Raw genomic sequence first — 19,448 nt, 5'->3', positions numbered from 1 at the left:
ATAATTATGGGGGTTTGTCCAGTTATTAACCAGTTATTAAGCACTTTTTCCCGCATTCTCTTTGATTTTTTGCGTTATTAAATCCGCTATCAGTTCATCAAGTGGCTTGCCATCAGCGGAAAAATGCTCTGTGATTTTGATATGATTCTTGCCCATGATGAAATACTGTTCCCCGATTTCGTTTGTTACTGTTAGGCCCTCTATGCCTGGCTCTGTCACTATTGACCACCCCCTATATTCGGTTTTGAAAAAGGTTTCGGCCCTTCGGGGCCGTTATTAAAATGGGGCCAGCGGTGGGCGGCGTTGCCGCCAATTTTATATTTTTCGCTCCCCTGTCACGTCCTGCGGCTTTTCGGCTTGTCCTACCCATCCACAAAATACCCTATCGCCTCGTCAAAGCTCGGCACCGTCTTTATCTTCACATAGTCGTTGCTGTAATCTTCCTCTAACTCCTTCGTTAGCTGGCCTGTATAAAGCAACTCCGACCGCTTCAAGCCTTGTGAACAGTAGTATAAATGTTCGTTTAGTCCTATCCTCGTTTTCGCTAAGTCCTTCGTAACATACTTCGTTATATATCGTGAAACACTTTCCAAGTGCCTTATTTTCGTAACTGTTATATATCCAAATTTCTTTGCGTAATCTTCCCACGTATAGACCTTATGGCCCCGTTTTAGCTCTATCAGTATCCGTATCGGCAATCTCTCTTGCTCCGTAAACTCTTGTAGAACTTCGATTGGCAGGCCCATCATTAGGCCGTGCATATGCCAGCTCCCGTCTTGATGGTTTTCTGGTATCAGCAGATATTTTATATCCGTTTTGTGTGTCCGATTATAGTTCTTTATCCATGTTGACAGCTTCTTTTTATAGCTTTTCAGGTCTTTTCTGTCGTGATATTCCGGGTTCAGTGTGAGTGTTACAAACCATTCCCACTCATTACATAACGCCAATTCATATATGGCCGCTCTCGTGCGGGACAGACTGGCCGACAGCTTTTCGTCATTGTCTGCCGTGTTCTTTTTCCCCGCTTCTCGCTTGCTCTCGCCGTCTCCTTCAATTTCCTCATACCCTGCCCGGCGTAGCTGTCTATGAAGCGTGATTTTGTAGTAGTCCTCTCGGTATTTTTTCAGCGTCGCAACATCCCTTTGATAGACTTCGCTCCTGCTGATGTGTAGCCCATTCAATAGGCACCACTCCTTAAAATTGGAAAATACTGGATTTTTGGATTTAGGTATCCAAATATGTTAATTAGTCGAGTAGCGGGGCCTCCGGCCCCGCTGGGGGCCGGGCTTGCGGCTCCGCCGCCGCCCCGCCCCCTGACGTGTCCTTTTAGCCCTTGCCGCCGCTCACGGGAGCGGTGGGCTGAATTACTTTAATGTCGGCCACCTTGACAGACAGTTGATTGCGGTACTCTCCGTAGATAGTGGCTACACCCTCCACAGGCTCGACCTGAACGCCCACAGGGATATTGATATCCCGTTCGACCTTCCAATCCATTTTCTCGAATAAATTGGAAATGGCCTTGCCGTCTTTCCCAGGCTTATACACCGTCTGATCTTCGGTGATTGCCACCGTAACCACAGTACCAAGGTGCTGTTTCGTGTCGTAGTCTACCCATTCTTTACTTGCGGTTGCCACAAACCGCTTGCCCTGACAAAATCGCTCAAAATCAAAGCCTGCAAACTGATTTAATCCTTTCATGGTATTTCTCCTTTCTTGTGTCAGACCAATCCCCACTTTGGGAGTAGTGTTGGGTTGGCCTCGCTAACTGTTGTTAGGTTGTTCATCTACCTTTTGCGGGGGGTAGGGGCGGGGCCTCTACCCTCCGCATAGCCGGTAGGTCAGCGGGTGACACCCGCTAATATGGCCCGGTGCAGTTTGTCCAGGTCGTTCACCTTGGGCACGGCTACGGGGGTAAAGCTGGCCCCGTTCACCGTCATGTACCCGGTGCCTCTGGCCCGGTCTGGCTCCATCTGCTCCTTGTACTCCGAAAAGAACATATCCCTGCTCTCTTTGGAAAGATTTGACAATCCAATTGCTATGTTAAAATTTTCACGAAATCCTTGGAAATAGGTGCTGTCCATTCTCTGCTGGCCCACGATGACATGGACGTGGAAGCTGCGTCCAAGCCGCAAAAGCTGTCCCAGCTTCTTCCGCTGGGCCTCCACTTCCTTCTTGGAATCAAGGCTATCAAGGTAAGCACTCCATTCATCGAAAAGCAGGCACATGATGTCCCGGCTCTCGTCCTCGCCCTTCTGACGGGCAAGGAATGACTGGTAAAAATTATTAAATACGTCTGTCACCTCTATGGCGGCGTAGCGCTCACAGCCTTTTAGAAAATCGAAGTCACCCCCGCCCTTTCCGTCACAAATCGTCAGCTTGGCCTTGCCGTACTTCACCAGCTTCCCGGTCATCAGCTTTACGAGATAGGTTTTCCCACTGCCTGTGGCCCCAAAACAACAGGCCATCGGAGCCAGTTCAGTGTTCCAGTCGATTGTGATTCTTAATTTTTGTTGCAAGTAATCTTCTTGTAACAGAATCCCCGGTATGATTGCCATGATTAAAAATCGGTGTCATTGGTCAAAGGGTTGTCCACAACAACGACAGCGGCACCTGTCCGAATTATAGTATCCGCAATCAGCTTCCTGTCCTTTGCGTTCTCGGGATACCGGATTTCGAGGTACGGGGTATTGATATCCAATCGAACCTTCCAATCGCCTAAAACATCCGCCCCAAGGCCACGTGCAACAATGCGCTTTCGGATTAGGCCCATCATAACTGCCTCAATGGTTCGCTTTTCTGTATCGTCTTTAGGCTGTACAGAGATGGTAATGCATGGCAATCCTGAATTAGTGCCACTGGCTATAACTGGCGTATGCCCAGCGGCACGCAAAGCGGCATCCACTCGTGCTAAGTCATTGTAGCGTTTCTCTCCCAAAATATTTTGGAGCTGTTGACAGATTTCATTATGGAGCTCTTGAGTTGCGAGCGGGACAGTAACTTTTCTCAAAACAAAATCCCGAATCCTTTGGGTGACCTCCGTTATAATAGGGTCTACCATTGTTCAAATTCTCCTTTTACGCCGTTTGTCAAGAGAAATGCGAAAAATTTTATAAATTTTTTTAGCACAATGCGGGGAGGCCAGGAAAAGCGGCGGCGAAAAGCTCCGCCGCGGTATGGAATCCGAACATTTTCCGAGGATAGTTATTGATCCATTCTGTCGTCTCCCGGAGCTTTTTCCGGGAGACCTTCTTAAAGTCCGTCCCTTTCGGGTGGCGGCGGCGGGTCATGCCGTTTTGTTTCTCATTGGAGCCCCGTTCGCTGGAGCTGTACGGATGGCAATAATAGACCGTCGTCCTCTTTTCTCCCGGGCGTAGACAAGACCGCTCCATACCCTCCACGTCCGCAAACTCGGAGCCGTTGTCAACGGTGATTGAACGGAACACAACCGGGAACAAAGCCCCGAGTTTCCGCTCCAGGCGGTCCAGGGCGGCAACGACCATTTTCGCCTCGCCCGTTTTAATTTTTATGTTTATTTGGTTCCTTGTGACGCGGCCAGTCAGGGCGAGGACCCGCTCCAGGCTCCCGTCCTTGGCGCTCTCTACTGTGTCCATTTCCCAATGCCCGACCTCCTCCCGGGCGTTGATCTCCCTGGGGCGCTCCTCTATGCTCTTACCCCTGCAATTCCGGGCGGCCCTTGGCTTTTGCTTTTCTTTCTTTTTGCCCTGGTTCCGTTTAATGGGGAGGTCTGCGCTTGAAACGCCCGGTATAATCCCCATTTCGATATAGCGGTAAAGGGTCCGGGGCGATATTTTAGTATCAAATTCCATCCCTTTAACCGCAATTTCCCCGAGGGCGGCCTCCGGGGACCGATAGCCGTCCTTTAGGACCTCTCCGAGGTAGTTTGCCAGCTTGTGGTCCTTCCCGATCTTGAGGTCCGGGCCCTTGCCGGAGAATGTGGCCTCGTATTTCTCCCGGGCGATCTCGGGTATATAGCACTCATAATCTATGAGGTCCGTCGTGCGCTGGACGCCGAGGCCCCGCTTGATCTCCCGGTAAATAGTGGAGACGTGCCGCCCGATCTCGTCGGCTATCTTTTGGGGGGTCCATCCATCCTTGAGGCGGGTTTCAATTCGTAGCCGCTCCCTCCAGGTCAAATGTTTATAATGCTTTCCCATAACGCAAGCCTCCAATATATAAAAATCCCCGCTCGACCACTGGCCGGGCGGGGTTGTGTTTATATCAGGTCCCGAGGGTGTACGCCGAGGGCGTCCGCAAGGGCGAGGGCGTTCTTTAGGGAGGTATTCTCCACTTTTGAGGTCCCGCCCTCTATCCCTTGTATTTGCCGGATACCTACGCCGGATAGCTCCGCAAGCTCGCGGAGCCCGAGCCCCCGCTCGGCCCGGAGTTTTGCGAGTTTGCTTGTGCTGGCCGTTGTTCCCTTTCTCATGCTGTCCGCCTCCCTTGTGTTTGTGCCTCTTATATTACGCTAATTTTACCACAAAGTCAAGCCCCAAAAATCCGCCGGGGGAAATTCTTCCCGCGGCGGGTGTTTCTATCCCGATCCGATCAGCCAATCCGCCGAGACGGCGAAAATTTTCGTTAAGGCGAGGAGCTCATAGTCGGTCACAAGGCGGGAGCCGCTCTCGATCCGGCTTATTACGTCCTGTTCCATAATGACGCCCTCCGTGGTCATTTTTGCCGCAAGGGCAGACTGTGACAATCTGGCCCGGAGGCGTAGCTCTCGGACGCGGTCCCCGGATATGTTCCCCTTTCCCTCAAACTGGAATTTTTTCACGGTTCCGCCTCCTTGCTATGGAAATACCCCATATTTTAATTGACTTTAACATGAAAAAGCCCCCTACTCATGGTAATATTCCATAGCTTATCAAAAGAAAAGGCGTACCAAAAGCAAAGAAAAGGGCCGGAGGCGTTACCCTCCAGCCCTTTTTTCTACTGCTTGCCCTCCCGGGCGTCGTGATATGTGGCCGCCACGACCACGGCCTTGAGCGTCTCCTTGCGGAGGTTGAGGTCCGTCTCGCATACCTCCGCCGGGGTTCCGCCGTTCACGGCTCCGGCCTCCAGGAGCGCCGCGGCGGTGGGTTTCCAGTATTCCGGGACGTCCTTCAAATCCTTATAGATCGGGTTTTCCTCGTCGAGGACCTCCCGGACGGTCTCCCGGATCAGTGCCTTTAATTCCTCTTTGCTCATGTTCTCGATCTCCTCCTCATAGTTGATATAGGGGATTTTCCCCCACTTGGTCCACTTGCGGGCGTTGTATCCGGCCTTTGTCCCGATATTGGAGACGGCGGTCACTTGGACCTTGTTCCTCCATTTCGGAGTACATTCGACCGCGAGGCCGTCCCCGATATATACCCCAATATGCCCCTTTACCCATACCGCCGCCCCGGGGACGATCCGGGAGAAATCGGTGGAGACCTCCTTACAAATTTTAATCATGCCGTCCGCCGACACGTCCGGGCAAGCCCCCGCCGCAAATGCCGCCGCGGTCGGGTAGGTTGCGCCGCCATATCTTTTGGAGACGTCCCCGCTCCAGCCCCACAAAATCCCTTTTATGAGGTTGACGCAATCAAAGCCGAATGTATCGGCGGAGGCGGCGTTGATCCGTGCCTTTTGTGCCTCGCTTGTATTGTAGGCGTGATTTTTGGTATATCTCGCCTTGTTCTCCGGCGTCATAGGGGCCCCAAAGCACCCCATGATATAAAGGGTTTTGAAATTCCCCGCCACGGTGAGGAGCTTGTCCACAAACACGCCGGAGGGCATGAGGCCGGAGGTGTCCGCCGGAGCGTATCGGTCAAAGTAGGTTTTCCCGTACCCGGCGCGGCGGGCCCGGGCGGCCTCGCCCTGGTCGGCGGGCCGCTCAAACTGGAGGAGGACGGCGTCGGAGGCGGTTCGGACGTCCTGGGCGCTTTTCAGCGTGGAGAGGACGCCCTTGTAACTCCCGGCGAGCTCCTGGAGCAAAAAACCGACCTGTGTCTCCAGGTCCCCCACGGACCGACCCGCCGCCCGGACATAGGCCAGGAGGGCCGCCTTGCGGGTCTTATAGGTCCACTGTGCGAGGCCATACCCCGCGCCGTCCCCGGCGAAATTGGTATAGGTTCCGGCGTCCACGGCGGCGGTATAGGCGGCGTCTGTGAGGCCGAGCTTTTTCTCGTGGGTGTTTTGCAAGTTCGCCGGGTTGAGGCCGCTCTCGGCGTAAAGGTTCCCCATGAGCCCCGCCGCCCCCGCGGGCGTCAAGCCCGCGGCGGTGAGGCGGCTCCAGATATAGTTTTCTCTTTCTGCCCCCGTCATTTCAGCAACTCCTCCCCCTTATTTTCCGTGGTACTTTTCAGCTTTTCAATCAATGCCACAAGGAAAGACGGGAGCGGGACGCCGATCTGCGAAATGTTCTCAAGGATCGAAATACACTCATTGAGAACGAGCCAGATTGTCACGAGGAGGCCGAAAAAGAAGAATCCGCCGAAATCGACCTCGATCTGGCCCGCCGCCGTCTGTACCACCCAATCGGCCACAATCGCCACGACGACGGCCAGGAGATAGGCGGCCTTTTTTACAATCCCCATAATTCCCACGCGGGAACAAAGCTCGCCCCGGGTCCATGCCCGGACCATGCCAGAGATATAGTCCACGACCATAACAAGGAAAAGGACCGCCACGGGGAGGGCGAGTTCCTGGAAGTATGCCGCGGCTCCGGCCACGGCGGCGGCGATCACGCCACGAAAAATATTTTCTTTCATTGTCTTTTGTTCCTCCTTCTTAAAGCTCGGCCTTTATGGCCGCCACAATATCCGCCTTGAGGGTTTTCCCGGCGAGGCTGATCCCGTGCTCCTTGGCGTATTCTTTGAGTTGGGGGATCGTCATAGCCTCCAGGTCTGCGGCCTCCGCCGCCGCGGGCGCGGGCTTGTCCGGGAGGCTCCAGGCGTCCGGGTCGTCGTCCGGGCCGAAACTCGTCTCCCGGATACACTCCCGGACGGTCCCGTCTGTCCAAACCATATACTCGCCCGCCTTATATGTATCATGGGCCCCCTGGACCTCCACAAAGGGGCGGGCGGTCTCCGGCGTGTTTCCGTGGAGGGGCCTCCAGAATGTGCGCCACGCGGTCCCCTCCGGGGAAATGTCCGGGTAAACCGCGCTGTCGTGCTCCTGGAAACACTCCCACGTCTGGCCGCCCGCGTTCCGCACGTCCCCGACCTTATAGGCGGCCCCGGGGCTCCAGTCCTCATAAAGGGCGGAGACCGCGATCCTCTGGCCGTCGTCGAGGTCCAGCCCCGGCAACGTCAGGCGGGCGATCTTTGCGGCGGCGATCGTGGCCTCCGGGCCCATGCGCTGGACGGTCGCGGCAACGGGGAGGGTGTGGTCCACCTCCACAAGGACGCTCTCCAGCTCGTACCATTCATAGAAAAAGCCTCCTTCCTGGGCCTCGTGAATCAGGGCCCCGATTATGCACTCGTAAACGCTCCTTTTGTCCTCCTGTGCTCTTGTGAAGGATACGACGGGGTCCAATACCTGGATCGCCTCGTCGGATTTAATACGGAGGTAGCGGCGGGGCCGCCCGCCGTCCCTCATTATGCCGATCGTGTATTCAAGCATAGGTTTCTCCTCCTTTTGTCCGCCTCCCGGACGGCGTTTTTCAAAACTGGCCGGATCGGGAGGACGTGCTTTTCATACTGTTTCTTTCCCGCACAATGTTTAAGCTGTCCGGCCCTGGACAGAATCCCCCGGGCCTGTTTCGGGTCTACCCGCCGCCGCGCCTCGATCCGTTTACTCGCCCGTGTGCATTGTCTTTTTAGGCGGAGGAGGTTCCGCTTGCGGATCAGGGTTAAGCCCCGTTTCATGCGATACCCCACGGCGTCGACCATGCGCTTTCGGGTATTGTAGACTTGCCAATTTTCCTTTAGGCGTAGGCCCATACGGGCGAGGTATTCCATGATCGCCCGGATCGCCTTGTGGAGCCTTTTCTTGTTCGGGCCGAAAAAAGTAAAATTATCAATATACCGCCCATATCGGCGGATACCGAGCTTTTCCCGGATATAGTGGTCCAGGGGCTCAAGTACGGCGTTAGCGAGCCATTGAGAAATATAAAAGCCTATTTTGATCCCGGCCTTGATGATCTTCCATATCAGGGCGAGAAATTCCCGGTCCTTGATTTTCCTGCAAAGGAATCTCATAACCACGCGAGGAGATAGGGAATCATAGAATTTTTTAATATCCGCCTCGCCGCCGTACTTTGTCCCCTTGCGGTCTTTGTCGAGCCATTTCTCAATCGCTTTTTTCTCCCTGTGCGGGCCCCGGCCCGGGATACTCCCACAACAAAAATAATCCATGCCCCGCATAAGGATGGGCTTTAAGACTTGGACGATCATGTGGTGGATATATTGGTCCGGCCAGAGGGCGGGCTCGTTGATAATCCTGGTTTTCCCTGCGGTGGGGTCGTACCGCTCAAAGGTCCGGGCGGGTTTCGGGTGGAAGTTCCGGGCGATCTTGCAAAGCTCCTCCGCCCGTTCCTCCTTCGTCCGCTCCACCCATTGAGCGGTTTTATTGTCTTTGCGATCCTCGTTTATTTCCTCGATCGCCTGGAGGGCGTTCTCCTTTTTGCAAAGCCTCTCCATGAGGAATCCTATTCTTTTCATGTTTTGCCTCTCGGATGTAAATAAATTTTCTTATTCACCTCACGGTCTTTCAAACCAAAAAGGCTTACTAAACCATGTCCCTACGGCAATTTTTACCGAGCGGTACGGAAAAGGCTACGCGGTGAGACTATGTCTTGAATAAGTAGGCGCGAGCCGAGGTTGGCGTTGGTGTTGGCGGGCGTGTTGTTGCCGTTGAGGTAGAACGGCCCCGCGTTGGTGCCGTTGCCATAGTTGCCGCCGATATTGAGGGCCCGGACCCCGGTGTTATAATTGCAATAATCCGGGACGCGGGAGCCAAAAAGCCCGGTCGCATAGCGTAGCCAGTCCCTTTTTATTTGTATCCCTCCTTTTCGTCAATGTGTGTTTATCGTTACCTCCGGGGGGTTGCGACCCCCCGGTCCCCCCGGCGGCTACGCCGCCCGAGGGAGCTTTTGAAGGCGCGAGCCGAGGCTGGCGTAGGTGTTGGCGGGCGTGTAGTAGCCGTAGAGGCAGAACGGCCCCGCGTTGGTGCCGTAGCCATAGTGCCGCCGATAAGGAGGGCCCGGACCCCGGTGCTATAATAGCAATAATCCGGGACGAACGTCGTCTCGGACCCGCCGATCTCCGAGGGATAAATAAAACTCGGGTCGTTGGTGTCGTGGCCCCATGCCTTGATCCATCCACTCGACGCGGCCCGTTTGTTGCTCCGCACCACGGCCCCGGTCCCGTTGTAGGCGTCGGAGAAGTTAGCCGGGTTGTTATAGGTGCAAATATTGGTATCGGAGAAAATGATCCCGTCTCTCCACTCGCGGACGTTGCCCCACGGGTTTTCAATGTTCCGATACTGGACGGCGGTCTGGCCGTCTGTCCCCGCGGCGCGGCCTGTGTGGTAGGTCATGGAATCGGTGGCCCCGGTGTTGATCTTTGCGCCGGAGCTTACGTTACCCTGTCCGATCGCCGTCTGGCCGTTCCAGTCCGCATATTCCACGATATACAAAAACCACCACGTCAAATGTAAAGCAATATCCGCTTGCCAATACTCCGCGCCGAGGGCATGAATCCCGCTCCTGAAGGTGGCGAGGGGCGTCGAAACTTTCGGGGCCTGTCCGCTCCTGGACATATAGGAGCCGTCGCACTCATAGCGGCCAATATAGACAACATCCCGCTCGCCGACTCCGTCCCCGCGGTCCCGGTGGGCCGGGGAAACCTGATAGCCCGGGGTCGCCTTGTCCGCGATCTGGACCTTAAAGGGCGCGTGAGATACCTTTACCCAATATTTCGGAATTTTCACAAGGACGTTATTCCCGTCCGTTACTTTTGTCATGCCGGACCACGGTAGGCGGTTGTCAAAGGGGGAGGACCCGGCCCCGTTTCCCACGGCTGGGACGGGGTCCGTAAAGAGGGCCGCGTCGTCGCCTCTTGTGAGCTTGGTCGTGCTGGAGCCGTCCCATGCCGCGCTATAAATATGGACATATGCGAGGGAGAGGGTTTTTGTCTGGCCGTTCGCCGTGATCTGTACCGTCCCGCTCGCCTCCTGTCCGCTCTTGGTGGCGGTTATGGTGTAGGTGCCCGCCTCCTTTACTGTAAAGACGACGGAGCCCGTGGAGGTCTTTGTCTGCGTGTTGGAGCCCTTCGCACAAGTGACGGTTGAGCTGCTCTCCACGTTGACGGTAATCGTAGCGGAGAAAAATTCAAGGTTGAGGACTTTCGACTGGCCGCCCGCCGTGATCTGTACCGTCCCGCTCGTGGTCTCTCCATTCATGGAGCCTGTGATCTGCCACGTCCCCGCATTGTGGACCATAAACACGACGGAGCCGTTGGAGGTCCCTTCGAGGGAGGTCTTGCCGTCCGTACAAGTGACAAAAGCCCCGGCGGCGATATTGACGGTAATCGTGGATCGGAAATATTCAAGGGTGAGGGTTTTCGCCTCGCCGGAGGCGGTGATCTGGACCGTCCCGCTTGTGGTCTCGTCTCCCGTGGTGGCCGTTATGGTGTAGGTGGCCGCCGAGGTGACGGTAAAGACGACGGAGCCCGTCTCGGAGGTTTTGGTCTGCGTTTTTCCGCCGCCCTCACATACCACGGAGGAGCCCGCCTCCACGTTGACGGTAATCGTGGACTCGAAAAAGGCCAGGGCGGCGGCGTACTGCTTCGCCGTGTCCACCACGATCTCGACGGTGTTCGAGGGGAGGCCGTCCCGCTCCGCCGAGACGCTCCAGGTCCCATAATCCGGGACATTGAACACGACCGCCGCGCCCGTGGAGGTCTGCTCGTAGCTCTTGGAGCCGTTGGAGCACGTCACAACGGCCCCCGCCGCCACGGTCACAATAATTTGAGGGTAAAGCCCGCCCGCCGCCTGGGCGGTCTCCAGGGCCTCGTCCGCGGTCTTTTTCGCCTCTCCAGCCTCTTTCTTCGCGTTGCTGGCCTCCGTGGAGGCGGAAGTGGCCGCGGTCTGTGCCGTCTCCGCCGCGCCCTGGGCCGTGGCCGCCGCGTCCGCCGCGGTCTGTGCGTCCTTCTTTGCCTGTCCCGCGTCCTGGGCCGCTTTCTCCGCCGTTTCCGCCGCCTCTGTAGCTTTACCCTCCGCCTCGCTTGCGGCCTCTTGTGCGGCCCTTGCGGCGTCCTGGGCGGCCTTTGCGGCCTCCCCCGCCTCCGTTGCCGCGCCCGCCGCCGCCGTGGCCGCGCCGCGGGTCTCCGAAATGGCGGCGATCAGGTCGGCGTGATCCTTCGCGGTGAAGTTCCGCCCGATCAGCTCGCCCGCCGTCCAGGCCCGGGCCGCACCCTCGACCCCCCGCTTGCACCCGGAGAGGGCGGTCTCCGTTTTGGCGGTGTAGAGGATGGTCTCTCCCTCCTCGTCCGTTCCAATGGTAGCGAGGTTCGGGGCGGGCGGAAACGCCGAGGCGTCCGAGACCTCAATAATGGTATCCGCCGCGCCGAGGTTGTTTGTGAGGGTGGCTTGCGGCGAAAACGCAATACCGGGATAGAGCACTGTTGCCATAGAAAAACCTCCTAAACTGTTTTATCCCCGCGGGATTGTATAAAGCCCTGGACAATTAGATCAATGCTGATATAGGCGAGGTCGTCCGGGCGGACCTCCAGGGACAACCAGCTCCCCCGGGGGATCATGTTGTCCGAGCCTGTCAATAGGTCCGTAATATCAAGCTCCGCCGTCCTCCCGGAGAAATCCGCTTTTTTTATCCCATTGATATAAAGCCCGAATTTTTGAGGGTTCCCATATTGATAAATCCCCGGCGTGATATTGTGGGAATGGGAGGGGACCGTTACCTTGTGGGAGTGCCCCGGGATCGTGATCGTGTGCCTATGGTCCGGGATGGTGACGCGGTGAGAGTGGCCGGGGATCGTGGTCGTGTGGGAGTGTGCCGGAATGGTGAGCCTGTGCGAGTGGTCGTCTACGGTGTGCGTGTGCGGCGGGATGGTATGGGAGTGGGCCGGGTGGATATGGGCACCGGAATCCACCCATACTTCGTATCCGTCCGCAATCACGGCCCCGTTTTCATCCACGCCCCCATATATTGCAATCCGCACTCCGTTATGGAGGCCGTGGTTGTGGACCGCTTGCCCGGTGGTCTGGCTCGGGAGGACGTTCGAGCTTTCGAGGGCCGTCGCGCTGGAGGTGGCCCCGCCGCCGCTGGAGGTGGTTTGTCCGCCGCCGCTTGTGGTGGTCGAGGTGGTCCGGCCCCCGTCCGAGCTTGTACGGGTTTGGTCGTCGCTGGTGGTGGTGGTTGAGGTGGTCCGGCCCCCGTCCGAGCTCGTGCGGGTTTGGTCGTCGTTTGTGGTAGAGGTGACAACCTTCGCGGCGTCGCTCTCCGTGCTCTTGGAGTAGGCCCGGAATTTTGTCATTCGCACCTTGACGAGGACCTTGTTTATAATCCGCATTTCCTCCGGGATGAAAAAGTCCATTACCGCCCCGGAGGAGCGGTCACAATTCGCCTGGAGGGCTTGGCTATAAATTTGGGTTGCTCCCTGGGCGTATGTCTGCTCAATCCTCTGGCGGTCCGCCATATCGGCCAGGGAGGAGGCGATCGAGGTCTCCTTGTTCGCCACAACCAGGGAGGACCGCTCCGCGTCCTCATAGTCCCGCTTAATCTCTGTTATGAACGTGTCCACGCTCTCCCCGATCTCCGGGTAAACCATACGGAGGCGTTTTCCGACCTCGGCCTTGTCAAAGTCGGAGGCGGTCATTTCCTGATAGCCGACCGAATAGGAGACGGCGGGTTCCTGGAGCTCCCGGAGCATAGCCTCCGCCGCGGCCTTGAGGGAGGCCGGGTCCTCATAGCGGCGATCCGTCCATACCCTTTCGATAATCCCGTATTTGTCCGTGATTGCTTTCGGGCTCTGGAGGTATGGGACGCCGCCGTTTACGCTCCCGATCCCGAGCTGGTTCACGCCCTCGCCATAGCCGAGGGGATAGAGGCGGGTCACAATATTTTGAGGGTCCCGGCTCCGCTGGTAGCTTGTCATATTGTGCCGCCGCCGGACGTACATTTCCGGGCGCCCCGTGGTGTCCAGGCGTTTGAGAGACAGCCGCCACGGATAAACCGCCGTATTTGTCCGCCATATGTAGGGGCCCGCGAGGGGTGTCGCCACGGAAAATAGGGCGGAGAGGAGGGACTCTTGCTCCCACCCATATTCAAATTGGTTTCTATAGTCGCACTCGTCCAGGACCCAATTTTTCACAAGCTGGTGATCCAGGACGTACCGGATCACGTCGGGGGTATAGGTCCCGAGGTTCCCGACAACGTGATACCCGAAAAGAATATTGTCAATCAGAGTTGCGAGGACGTGCTCGCACTGATAGGCCACGCTCCCGGACTCGTCCACGGTCAGGGTCTCGGGCATGATCCGGTAAAGCTCCCCGCCGTTGTGGCGGACGTAATAGAAGGGCTTGCAATACTCATTTTTCGGGTCCTTATACGGGAGGGAAAAATAGAAATACCAAACGGCGTTAATCCGTTCCTGTTCTGAAATGGCGTGAGCGTTCTCCGCGATCGCTACCCGCCGCCGCGATTTATCAAAAATTTCTATCATAGGTATCTCTCCGTATAAATGAGCTGTCCCCGGAGCTGGCCGCCGGAGGCGCTTTCGATAATGAGCCGGAGGAGTTCCCGGGATACGTTGATCCAGTCCCCGGACTGTGTATGCAAGGCGTTTTCCCCATTCAAGAGAACGAGAAAAAGCTCGCTGTCAATCCGCAATTCTCCCCCGGGCGGGATCGTGAGCTGGAGGGTTGTCCGCTCCGTGGTCTGTGAGGTCGCCTCTAACATGGAGGTCAGGACCTCGGAGACCTTGAGGGAGGCCGTGACATTCTTCGAGCCCGCCGCCGCCGCGGTGAGACGGTCCGCAAGCTCCAGGGGCGCGGGGACATTCTTCGAGCCCTGGGCCCGGGCGGCCAGCACGTCCCGGACGGTCAGGGCCGCGGGCGTGTTCTTCTGTCCGTATATGGAGCCCTGGATGGCCTCGGAGAGGGCGGCCCGTGTCACTACGTCCGCCGACATTCTCGCCGTCGTAAATAGGCGGTCAGCCGCCGAGAACGTGGAAATAACAGAGACCGTCCCCCGCGCGGAGCCCTGGAGGGCCTCCGCGTATTTGTCCCGGAAATCAACGGGGATCGCGGCCCCGGCAACCGCCCCCATAGCCTCGGAAAAGCTCTCCGCGATCTCGACCGTCTTTGCCTCCTGGTTGACGGAGTACCGGGCGAGGCTATACCGTCTATCGTTATACATGATTAGTTGATCCCTACCTCCACGGCCCCCTCCGCAATCGTGGGCATATATCCGCGCTTGAGTTCCACGGACTCCGTCAGGGGCTTAATATAGACGGGCTCGCCGGAGGTCTCGGCGGAGTAGAGGGCGGAATAGGTCCAGGTCCCCCACGCGGTCGAGGGCCTTGGAAACGCCGCCGCCTGGGAGTTGCGGGCGATAATCTGGCCGGAGGTTTGCTCCGTCGGGGCCCCGAATGTGAGGGGGACGCGCTGGTAATTGTCCCCGGACAGCTCGGAGCCGGAGGACTCCGGCGATCCGTTCCAGAGGGAAAAATAGGGTGTGATCCCTTGGATAGAGTTTCCCCGGAGGACGTTCAAAACCTTTGTTTTCCACGCCTTGGAGAGGTTCCCGGTGAGATAGAAAAGCACGTCCCCGGCCAGGAATACGGGAGGCTCCTCCGCCCCGATAATGAGGGGCTCCACAAGCTCGCCCCGGGCGAGCATATTCCCGCCCGTGAGGGAATCCACGACGCCGATATGGGTAATGGTGCCCGCCGCCGAGACGGGGGTCGGAAAAGTAATGTCGGTGAGGTTCTGGACCCCGATCCCGCCGTTGGAATCCGCCGGGGCGGAAAAGTCAATTTCCATCCGCTTATATCCGGTATAGCTTACCTCTGTTCCTGCCGTGCCGCTTTCCCCTGGGTCGTTGAGGTAAAGGGCAAGGTAGCATTTCGCCGGAGCCGCAAAGGTGACGCCGCGGAGGGCGTTCAAAATCCCATTTTCCAGGTAGTCGCAAGCGTACATAATTAAACACTCCTTTTCGCATTTCTCCGTTGCCGCTCTTTCCTTTCTGTGGTAAACTTTCTTCCAGAAAAGGGGGTGATACGAATGATTCCAATGAACGAAAACGCGGCAATCACAAATTCAATCGAGATTGCTAAAATCCTTTGCGCGGCCCGCGGCGATAGATACCCTATCGACGTAGACAGCGCAAACGAGATCGCGGATTTTATTGAAACGCTTCAAAAGCGTTTCACGGAACGCTCGGACAAATCCGATTGATAGTCTCTGCCAGCAAGCACATAGACTCGGATAGTTTCGCAAGTTCCATATAATCCCGATTTTTTGTTTCTGCGGAACGCTCGGAAAGTAGCTGTAACTGCTTTTCGAGCGTTTCTTTGATCTTGTTTTTGTCCATAGTCAAACACTCCTTTTTATAGCTGTTATAGTGATGGTGAGGACGTCCGCGTCGGAGAGGTTCCTCAAAACGATAATGCAAGGGGTCTCCGCTGTGCCCCGGTAGTCGACCGGGTTCTCCCCGGAGGTGATCGGCTGGGTCACGGTCCGCCCGAGGGCAAAAGGCGGGTTATAGTTCCACGTGAGATCAAACTCCCCGTATTTAAGGTGTTGCGCCATAGGGGGCCCGCCGGAGATACGGGCCGTATAGTATTTATCCGGCTCTTTATCGTAGGCGAGCCGCCCGGTGCCGGACAGCCAATAGGCGATCTCCCGGCATACCTCCGGGACGGTTTTCCCTTTCGGGCACTTAAACGCACAATGAATCGTCTCCGCCCGCTCGTCGTACACATTCCCGGCCACGCCGTCATAATAGCCGGAGCGGCCCGGGATCACGACCTTTCCCTCCCGCCGCGGGGGGAGAATGATCCGGCTCGTGTCCTGTGTATAAATTCCGAATTTGCTACTATGGACGCCCCGGAAAGAAAAACCGCTCATAAACTGCCGCCTCCTCTCGACCTCTTTTTCTGTTCCGTGAGATAGTAGAGTTCCCGGGCGACCCGCTCAACGTCGGAATCGTCCCGGACCTCCAGCTTGTCCACATAGATAGTGATACCTCCAGTTGTTCCGCCGTCCTGGCCCCGGACCGCCGCCACGATCGCCGCGGTCTGTCTGTTGATGGCCGCCGAGGTTGGCGGTTCCTCCACGCTGGAGGGGAGGCTTTTCTCCATAGCCGACAAAGCGGTCCGGCCCGCGTCTGCGTAGGTCTCCGCGAGGTTGGCCTTTTCTGCCTCCGCGCCCTTTATAATGCCTTGAATATCAAAGCGGCCCGCCTCGTTGAATTTCTTCGAGGGGGAGGCTTGTTCGACCTCCTTCTTGTAGGCGGCGAGGGCGGCGCGGCCCATTTCGGCATACTTCCGCACGAGCTCCGCCTTTTTACTGGCCGTTCCGTCTATGAGCCCTTGCATATTGTTTTCGCCGATCTGATAGGCGTCGTCGGATAGGTCCATATCCTGGATCGCGTCGTCCAGGTCCCGGACAAGTTCCTCCATTTGATCCGAAAAATCGGTTTCCATTTCGGCCACGGTCTCGGAAAACGCCTCTTTGCCCTTCTCCACCTTTGCGAGCTGTTCATTGAGGGCAGCTATATCCTCCTCGCCGCCCTCCACAATGGCCGCCAAAATTTGCGCGGACTCCTCGGAGCCGTCGGACAGCTTTTTAATTAAGCCCTCGTCCACACCGAGCTCCATAGCCTTTTGAATGTTGGCCGCGTAGGTTTCCATATAGGAGACCTGTCCTTGTAGGGTCCCGATCAGGTTGTCAATGGAGGTTTTCGCCGATCCGTCCAGCTCATTAAAGAGGCCGAGTTGTCCGTCTATGCTCTCCATAGCGGCGTTATAACTTTCCTCATAGGCCGCTTGGAGGGTCTCCATTTTGGCGGTTATATCCTCCACGCGGGAGGTCATTTCCTGGGTTTTGGCGGCGGCCTCCGCCTGTTTCTCCCCGTATTCCCGGGACGCCTCCTCCAGTTCCGCGATCTGTGCGGCGTTTTCTTCCTGGGCGGCGGTGAGTTCGTTAATATCATTTTGGAGTGTCCTGGTGTTCCCGGAGCCTGTTTCCTGGGCGGTGTTTAATGCCTCTTGAGCCTCCTCCAGGCGGGCGGATATTTCCGACTGTTCTGTGTAGAGTTCAGACAAGCGGGCGACCTGGGCCTCATATTCCTCTTGTGCGGCGGCCTTTTCGACCATAGCCGAAACCTCGGCGGCGGTGAGGCCCTCCAGGGCGTCCCGCTCCGCGTCATAGGCGAGATTGAGCCCGGGGACGCTTTCGTTTAGTTGGTTTACGAGTTCAGAGATCGCCGCCTTTTGTGCGGCGGACTTTTCCTCTACGGCGAGGAGTTCCTCCAGTGCGGCGGCGCTTGCGGCGGTGGACTCCTGCTCCGCCTCCATTGTCTCGGACAATTCCTCATAGGCCGCCTTTGTCTCCTGGAGTGACCCCGTAAAGGCTTTTGTTTCCTCGCTCGCGGAGGTCATCATAAAAGCAAATGCGCCGACGGCGGCAACAGCCGCAACGGTGGCCGCCGCAATCAACCCTATCGGATTAGCCTCCATAACCACATCAAGCGCGGCAGTTGCCGCTACCACGGCAGTAACTCCCGCCGCAAGTGTGCCGAGCCCTATGACAACCGCCGCAACAGCTTTCACGACCGCTGGGTGTTCGTTTGCGAAATCTGCCGCCCATGTGAAAGCGTCCGTCCCTACGTCGTACAATCTTTCAAGTGACGGATTTAATTGGTCTCCGACGGCGATTTTCAGATTTTCCGCGGCGTTTGTCATTCGCTGGTGTGCAAACTCCGTTGTATCCGCCATGATCTGAAAATTGCGGTCGACGGCCCCGGAGCTGTTCGCCATAACGCCGAGGGTCCGGTCAAATTCTTCTGCCCCGGTATTGAGGAGGGAGAGGGCCGCCTTGCCCGCCGTGGTGCTACTCCAGAGGTTGGAGAACGCGGTCGCGTCCCCGTTCGCGCTATCGGAGAGGATCGCCATAATGTCCCCGAGATTGGAGCCGCTCGCCATGAGTTCGGAGAAGCTCTTTCCGGTTTGATCCTCCAGAATCCCGGCCACGTTGGAGCCGTTCTTTGCCAGCTCGTCAAACATAGCGCCGAGGTTCGTCGTCGAAATAGCCGTATTTGTTCCGCTTTTAGTAAGGATTGCATAGGCGGTCGTCAGGTTTTCGAGGCTTACGTTGTAGGCGGCGGCGGACGGGATCACGCGGCCCATGTTGGCGGCCAGCTCTCCGACGGAGGTCTTGCCCTCGTCCTGTGTCTTTACGAGCATAGAGGCCACGCGCTCGGCCTCTGTTCCCTCCAGCTTGTAGGAGTTAATCGCGGTTGTCAGAACGTCAACCGCCGTCGACGCCTCCGTAAAGCCCGCCGCCGAGGTCTTTGTGGCCGTGGCGACAAAGTTCACAACGTCCGCCGTATCCACACCCGCCGAGAGGGCTTGATAGGCCGCCTCGGCCAGTGCCCCCACGGCGACGCCTGTCTCGCCGGACAAGGTCACAAGTTCCGTTTTGAGGGTTTCCAATGGGACGACGCTTGTATCTGCCAGTGTGGAGACCTTCGCCATAGAAGTTTCAAAACTTTCTGCGGCCTTTGCACACTCCATAAGAGTGTCTGCGATCTCCTTCACGGTTTTAGCAATTCCCGCCGCCGCTAATACGGTGGCGAGGTTGTCGATTGCGCTTTTTGCTCTTTCGCCGAATTTCCCGGACTCCTCTCCTGCTTTTTTTGTCTCCTTCCCGTATTTGTCTATGGAGTTCGCGCACCCGTCGGCGCTTGCCCTTGCCTCACTCAAATATCCGTTATTTTTCCCTATCTCGTCGGATAAAGTGTTGAGTTCAATCTTTGCTCCGTTTAATTGTTTTTGCCAGTTCTGGACCCCACGCTCCGCCGCCGCCTGTCCGGCCTGGGCCTCCTCAAGTTCGGCGTTCCATTTGTCGAGTTCCTTTGTGAGGGCCTCTTGCTCTCTGGAGGTGTCCCCGGTGGACCTCCGCAAGGTTTCAAGGGCCCGCTCACACCGCTCTATATTGCTTTGTGCCGTTGATACCCGGGAGGAGTATTCCTCCTGTGCCCGCTGGGCGTTGCGGAGGGCGGCCTCCAGGGTGGAGACCTTCTCCTGTTGCTTTTTATACATGGAATCCAGGGCGGCCCCCTTGGCCGTGAGGGCCTCCATGCTGTTAGCGTTTCCGCGAAATTCGCTCTCCACGAGCGCAAGGCCCGACTTGAGCGTGGACAGTTCGGAATTACAAGCGGCGATCGCCTGTTTATATTGGGCCTCACCCTCGACGGCGAGTTTTGTCGAGATTGT

At 57.0% G+C, this 19,448-nt stretch carries 19 protein-coding genes; 1 reads left to right on the top strand and 18 read right to left on the bottom strand.

Annotated features, from left to right (window positions below; translation table 11 throughout):
* Positions 1-36 precede the first annotated feature (36 nt).
* The 16 genes from VV088_RS18220 to VV088_RS18145 all read right to left on the bottom strand — a co-directional run bounded on the left by VV088_RS18220 (position 37) and on the right by VV088_RS18145 (position 15,147).
* Positions 37-219 carry a hypothetical protein gene (locus tag VV088_RS18220; protein ID WP_334602092.1) on the bottom strand — a complete coding sequence of 61 codons (183 nt, stop codon included), beginning with the start codon at positions 217-219 and terminating at the stop codon, positions 37-39.
* 143 nt (positions 220-362) lie between these two features.
* Complete coding sequence (locus VV088_RS18215; protein ID WP_334602091.1) at positions 363-1,181, bottom strand: rolling circle replication-associated protein; 819 nt, start codon at positions 1,179-1,181, stop codon at positions 363-365.
* A 145-nt stretch (positions 1,182-1,326) separates the two neighbouring features.
* Entirely contained in the window at positions 1,327-1,698 is a 372-nt protein-coding gene (locus VV088_RS18210; RefSeq protein WP_334602090.1) for a hypothetical protein, read from the bottom strand.
* 140 nt (positions 1,699-1,838) lie between these two features.
* Entirely contained in the window at positions 1,839-2,516 is a 678-nt protein-coding gene (locus tag VV088_RS18205) for a hypothetical protein (RefSeq protein WP_334602089.1), read from the bottom strand.
* Positions 2,517-2,557: 41 nt separating this feature from the next.
* Entirely contained in the window at positions 2,558-3,058 is a 501-nt protein-coding gene (locus VV088_RS18200) for a hypothetical protein (protein WP_334602088.1), read from the bottom strand.
* 61 nt (positions 3,059-3,119) lie between these two features.
* A complete protein-coding gene (locus VV088_RS18195) occupies positions 3,120-4,175 on the bottom strand; it encodes an IS30 family transposase (RefSeq protein ID WP_334600432.1) in 1,056 nt (351 codons plus the stop codon).
* Positions 4,176-4,234: 59 nt separating this feature from the next.
* Positions 4,235-4,447 carry a helix-turn-helix domain-containing protein gene (locus VV088_RS18190; protein ID WP_304965975.1) on the bottom strand — a complete coding sequence of 71 codons (213 nt, stop codon included), beginning with the start codon at positions 4,445-4,447 and terminating at the stop codon, positions 4,235-4,237.
* Positions 4,448-4,552: 105 nt separating this feature from the next.
* Complete coding sequence (locus VV088_RS18185) at positions 4,553-4,795, bottom strand: helix-turn-helix domain-containing protein (protein WP_304965974.1); 243 nt, start codon at positions 4,793-4,795, stop codon at positions 4,553-4,555.
* Between the two features lie 155 nt (positions 4,796-4,950).
* Positions 4,951-6,309, bottom strand: coding sequence for a phage tail tip lysozyme (locus VV088_RS18180; RefSeq protein WP_334600433.1), 1,359 nt, complete (start codon positions 6,307-6,309; stop codon positions 4,951-4,953).
* Positions 6,306-6,755 (bottom strand): phage holin family protein, encoded by a 450-nt coding sequence (locus VV088_RS18175; protein ID WP_334600435.1) that lies wholly within the window; start codon positions 6,753-6,755, stop codon positions 6,306-6,308. The genes VV088_RS18180 and VV088_RS18175 overlap by 4 nt, the downstream gene beginning before the upstream one ends.
* Positions 6,756-6,774: 19 nt before the next feature.
* Entirely contained in the window at positions 6,775-7,608 is an 834-nt protein-coding gene (locus tag VV088_RS18170) for a Rho termination factor N-terminal domain-containing protein (RefSeq protein ID WP_334600436.1), read from the bottom strand.
* Positions 7,584-8,648, bottom strand: coding sequence for an RNA-directed DNA polymerase (locus VV088_RS18165; protein WP_334600437.1), 1,065 nt, complete (start codon positions 8,646-8,648; stop codon positions 7,584-7,586). The genes VV088_RS18170 and VV088_RS18165 overlap by 25 nt, the downstream gene beginning before the upstream one ends.
* Before the next feature lie 370 nt (positions 8,649-9,018).
* Positions 9,019-11,619, bottom strand: coding sequence for a hypothetical protein (locus VV088_RS18160; protein WP_334602087.1), 2,601 nt, complete (start codon positions 11,617-11,619; stop codon positions 9,019-9,021).
* 11 nt (positions 11,620-11,630) lie between these two features.
* Entirely contained in the window at positions 11,631-13,670 is a 2,040-nt protein-coding gene (locus tag VV088_RS18155; protein WP_304965849.1) for a phage tail protein, read from the bottom strand.
* The gene (locus VV088_RS18150) at positions 13,667-14,365 is read right to left on the bottom strand and encodes a hypothetical protein (RefSeq protein ID WP_334600439.1); all 699 of its coding nucleotides are present in this window, start codon (positions 14,363-14,365) and stop codon (positions 13,667-13,669) included. Before VV088_RS18150 ends, VV088_RS18155 begins: the two co-directional genes overlap by 4 nt.
* A 2-nt stretch (positions 14,366-14,367) precedes the next feature.
* Positions 14,368-15,147, bottom strand: coding sequence for a phage tail fiber protein (locus tag VV088_RS18145; protein ID WP_334600440.1), 780 nt, complete (start codon positions 15,145-15,147; stop codon positions 14,368-14,370).
* A gap of 84 nt (positions 15,148-15,231) precedes the next feature.
* Between VV088_RS18145 and VV088_RS18140 the strand changes: the two genes are divergently transcribed.
* The gene (locus VV088_RS18140) at positions 15,232-15,405 is read left to right on the top strand and encodes a hypothetical protein (protein ID WP_325293600.1); all 174 of its coding nucleotides are present in this window, start codon (positions 15,232-15,234) and stop codon (positions 15,403-15,405) included.
* A gap of 138 nt (positions 15,406-15,543) precedes the next feature.
* Here the strand turns inward: VV088_RS18140 and VV088_RS18135 are convergent, their stop codons facing one another.
* Together VV088_RS18135 and VV088_RS18130 are read right to left on the bottom strand one after the other, a co-directional pair.
* Positions 15,544-16,077: a phage tail domain-containing protein gene (locus VV088_RS18135; protein ID WP_334600442.1), complete on the bottom strand. Its 534-nt coding sequence runs from the start codon at positions 16,075-16,077 to the stop codon at positions 15,544-15,546.
* A partial coding sequence (locus VV088_RS18130; protein WP_334602086.1) for a phage tail tape measure protein occupies positions 16,074-19,448 on the bottom strand: 3,375 nt, incomplete at its 5' end. The genes VV088_RS18130 and VV088_RS18135, both read right to left, overlap by 4 nt.

Origin of the sequence: Lawsonibacter sp. JLR.KK007, assembly GCF_036941135.1 — a bacterium.
In the GTDB taxonomy this organism is placed as follows: Bacteria; Bacillota; Clostridia; order Oscillospirales; family Oscillospiraceae; genus Lawsonibacter.
This window is presented reverse-complemented; position numbering and strand designations above follow the sequence as displayed.

Excerpts from the sequence above, each read along its gene's own strand:
- VV088_RS18150 (WP_334600439.1), bottom strand. The coding sequence starts at position 14,365 with ATGTATAACGATAGACGGTATAGCCTCGCCCGGTACTCCGTCAACCAG.
- VV088_RS18195 (WP_334600432.1), bottom strand. The coding sequence starts at position 4,175 with ATGGGAAAGCATTATAAACATTTGACCTGGAGGGAGCGGCTACGAATT.
- VV088_RS18175 (WP_334600435.1), bottom strand. The coding sequence starts at position 6,755 with ATGAAAGAAAATATTTTTCGTGGCGTGATCGCCGCCGCCGTGGCCGGA.
- VV088_RS18135 (WP_334600442.1), bottom strand. The coding sequence starts at position 16,077 with ATGAGCGGTTTTTCTTTCCGGGGCGTCCATAGTAGCAAATTCGGAATT.
- VV088_RS18165 (WP_334600437.1), bottom strand. The coding sequence starts at position 8,648 with ATGAAAAGAATAGGATTCCTCATGGAGAGGCTTTGCAAAAAGGAGAAC.
- VV088_RS18190 (WP_304965975.1), bottom strand. The coding sequence starts at position 4,447 with ATGAGAAAGGGAACAACGGCCAGCACAAGCAAACTCGCAAAACTCCGG.
- VV088_RS18170 (WP_334600436.1), bottom strand. The coding sequence starts at position 7,608 with ATGCTTGAATACACGATCGGCATAATGAGGGACGGCGGGCGGCCCCGC.
- VV088_RS18210 (WP_334602090.1), bottom strand. The coding sequence starts at position 1,698 with ATGAAAGGATTAAATCAGTTTGCAGGCTTTGATTTTGAGCGATTTTGT.
- VV088_RS18200 (WP_334602088.1), bottom strand. The coding sequence starts at position 3,058 with ATGGTAGACCCTATTATAACGGAGGTCACCCAAAGGATTCGGGATTTT.
- VV088_RS18140 (WP_325293600.1), top strand. The coding sequence starts at position 15,232 with ATGATTCCAATGAACGAAAACGCGGCAATCACAAATTCAATCGAGATT.
- VV088_RS18160 (WP_334602087.1), bottom strand. The coding sequence starts at position 11,619 with ATGGCAACAGTGCTCTATCCCGGTATTGCGTTTTCGCCGCAAGCCACC.
- VV088_RS18145 (WP_334600440.1), bottom strand. The coding sequence starts at position 15,147 with ATGTACGCTTGCGACTACCTGGAAAATGGGATTTTGAACGCCCTCCGC.
- VV088_RS18155 (WP_304965849.1), bottom strand. The coding sequence starts at position 13,670 with ATGATAGAAATTTTTGATAAATCGCGGCGGCGGGTAGCGATCGCGGAG.
- VV088_RS18180 (WP_334600433.1), bottom strand. The coding sequence starts at position 6,309 with ATGACGGGGGCAGAAAGAGAAAACTATATCTGGAGCCGCCTCACCGCC.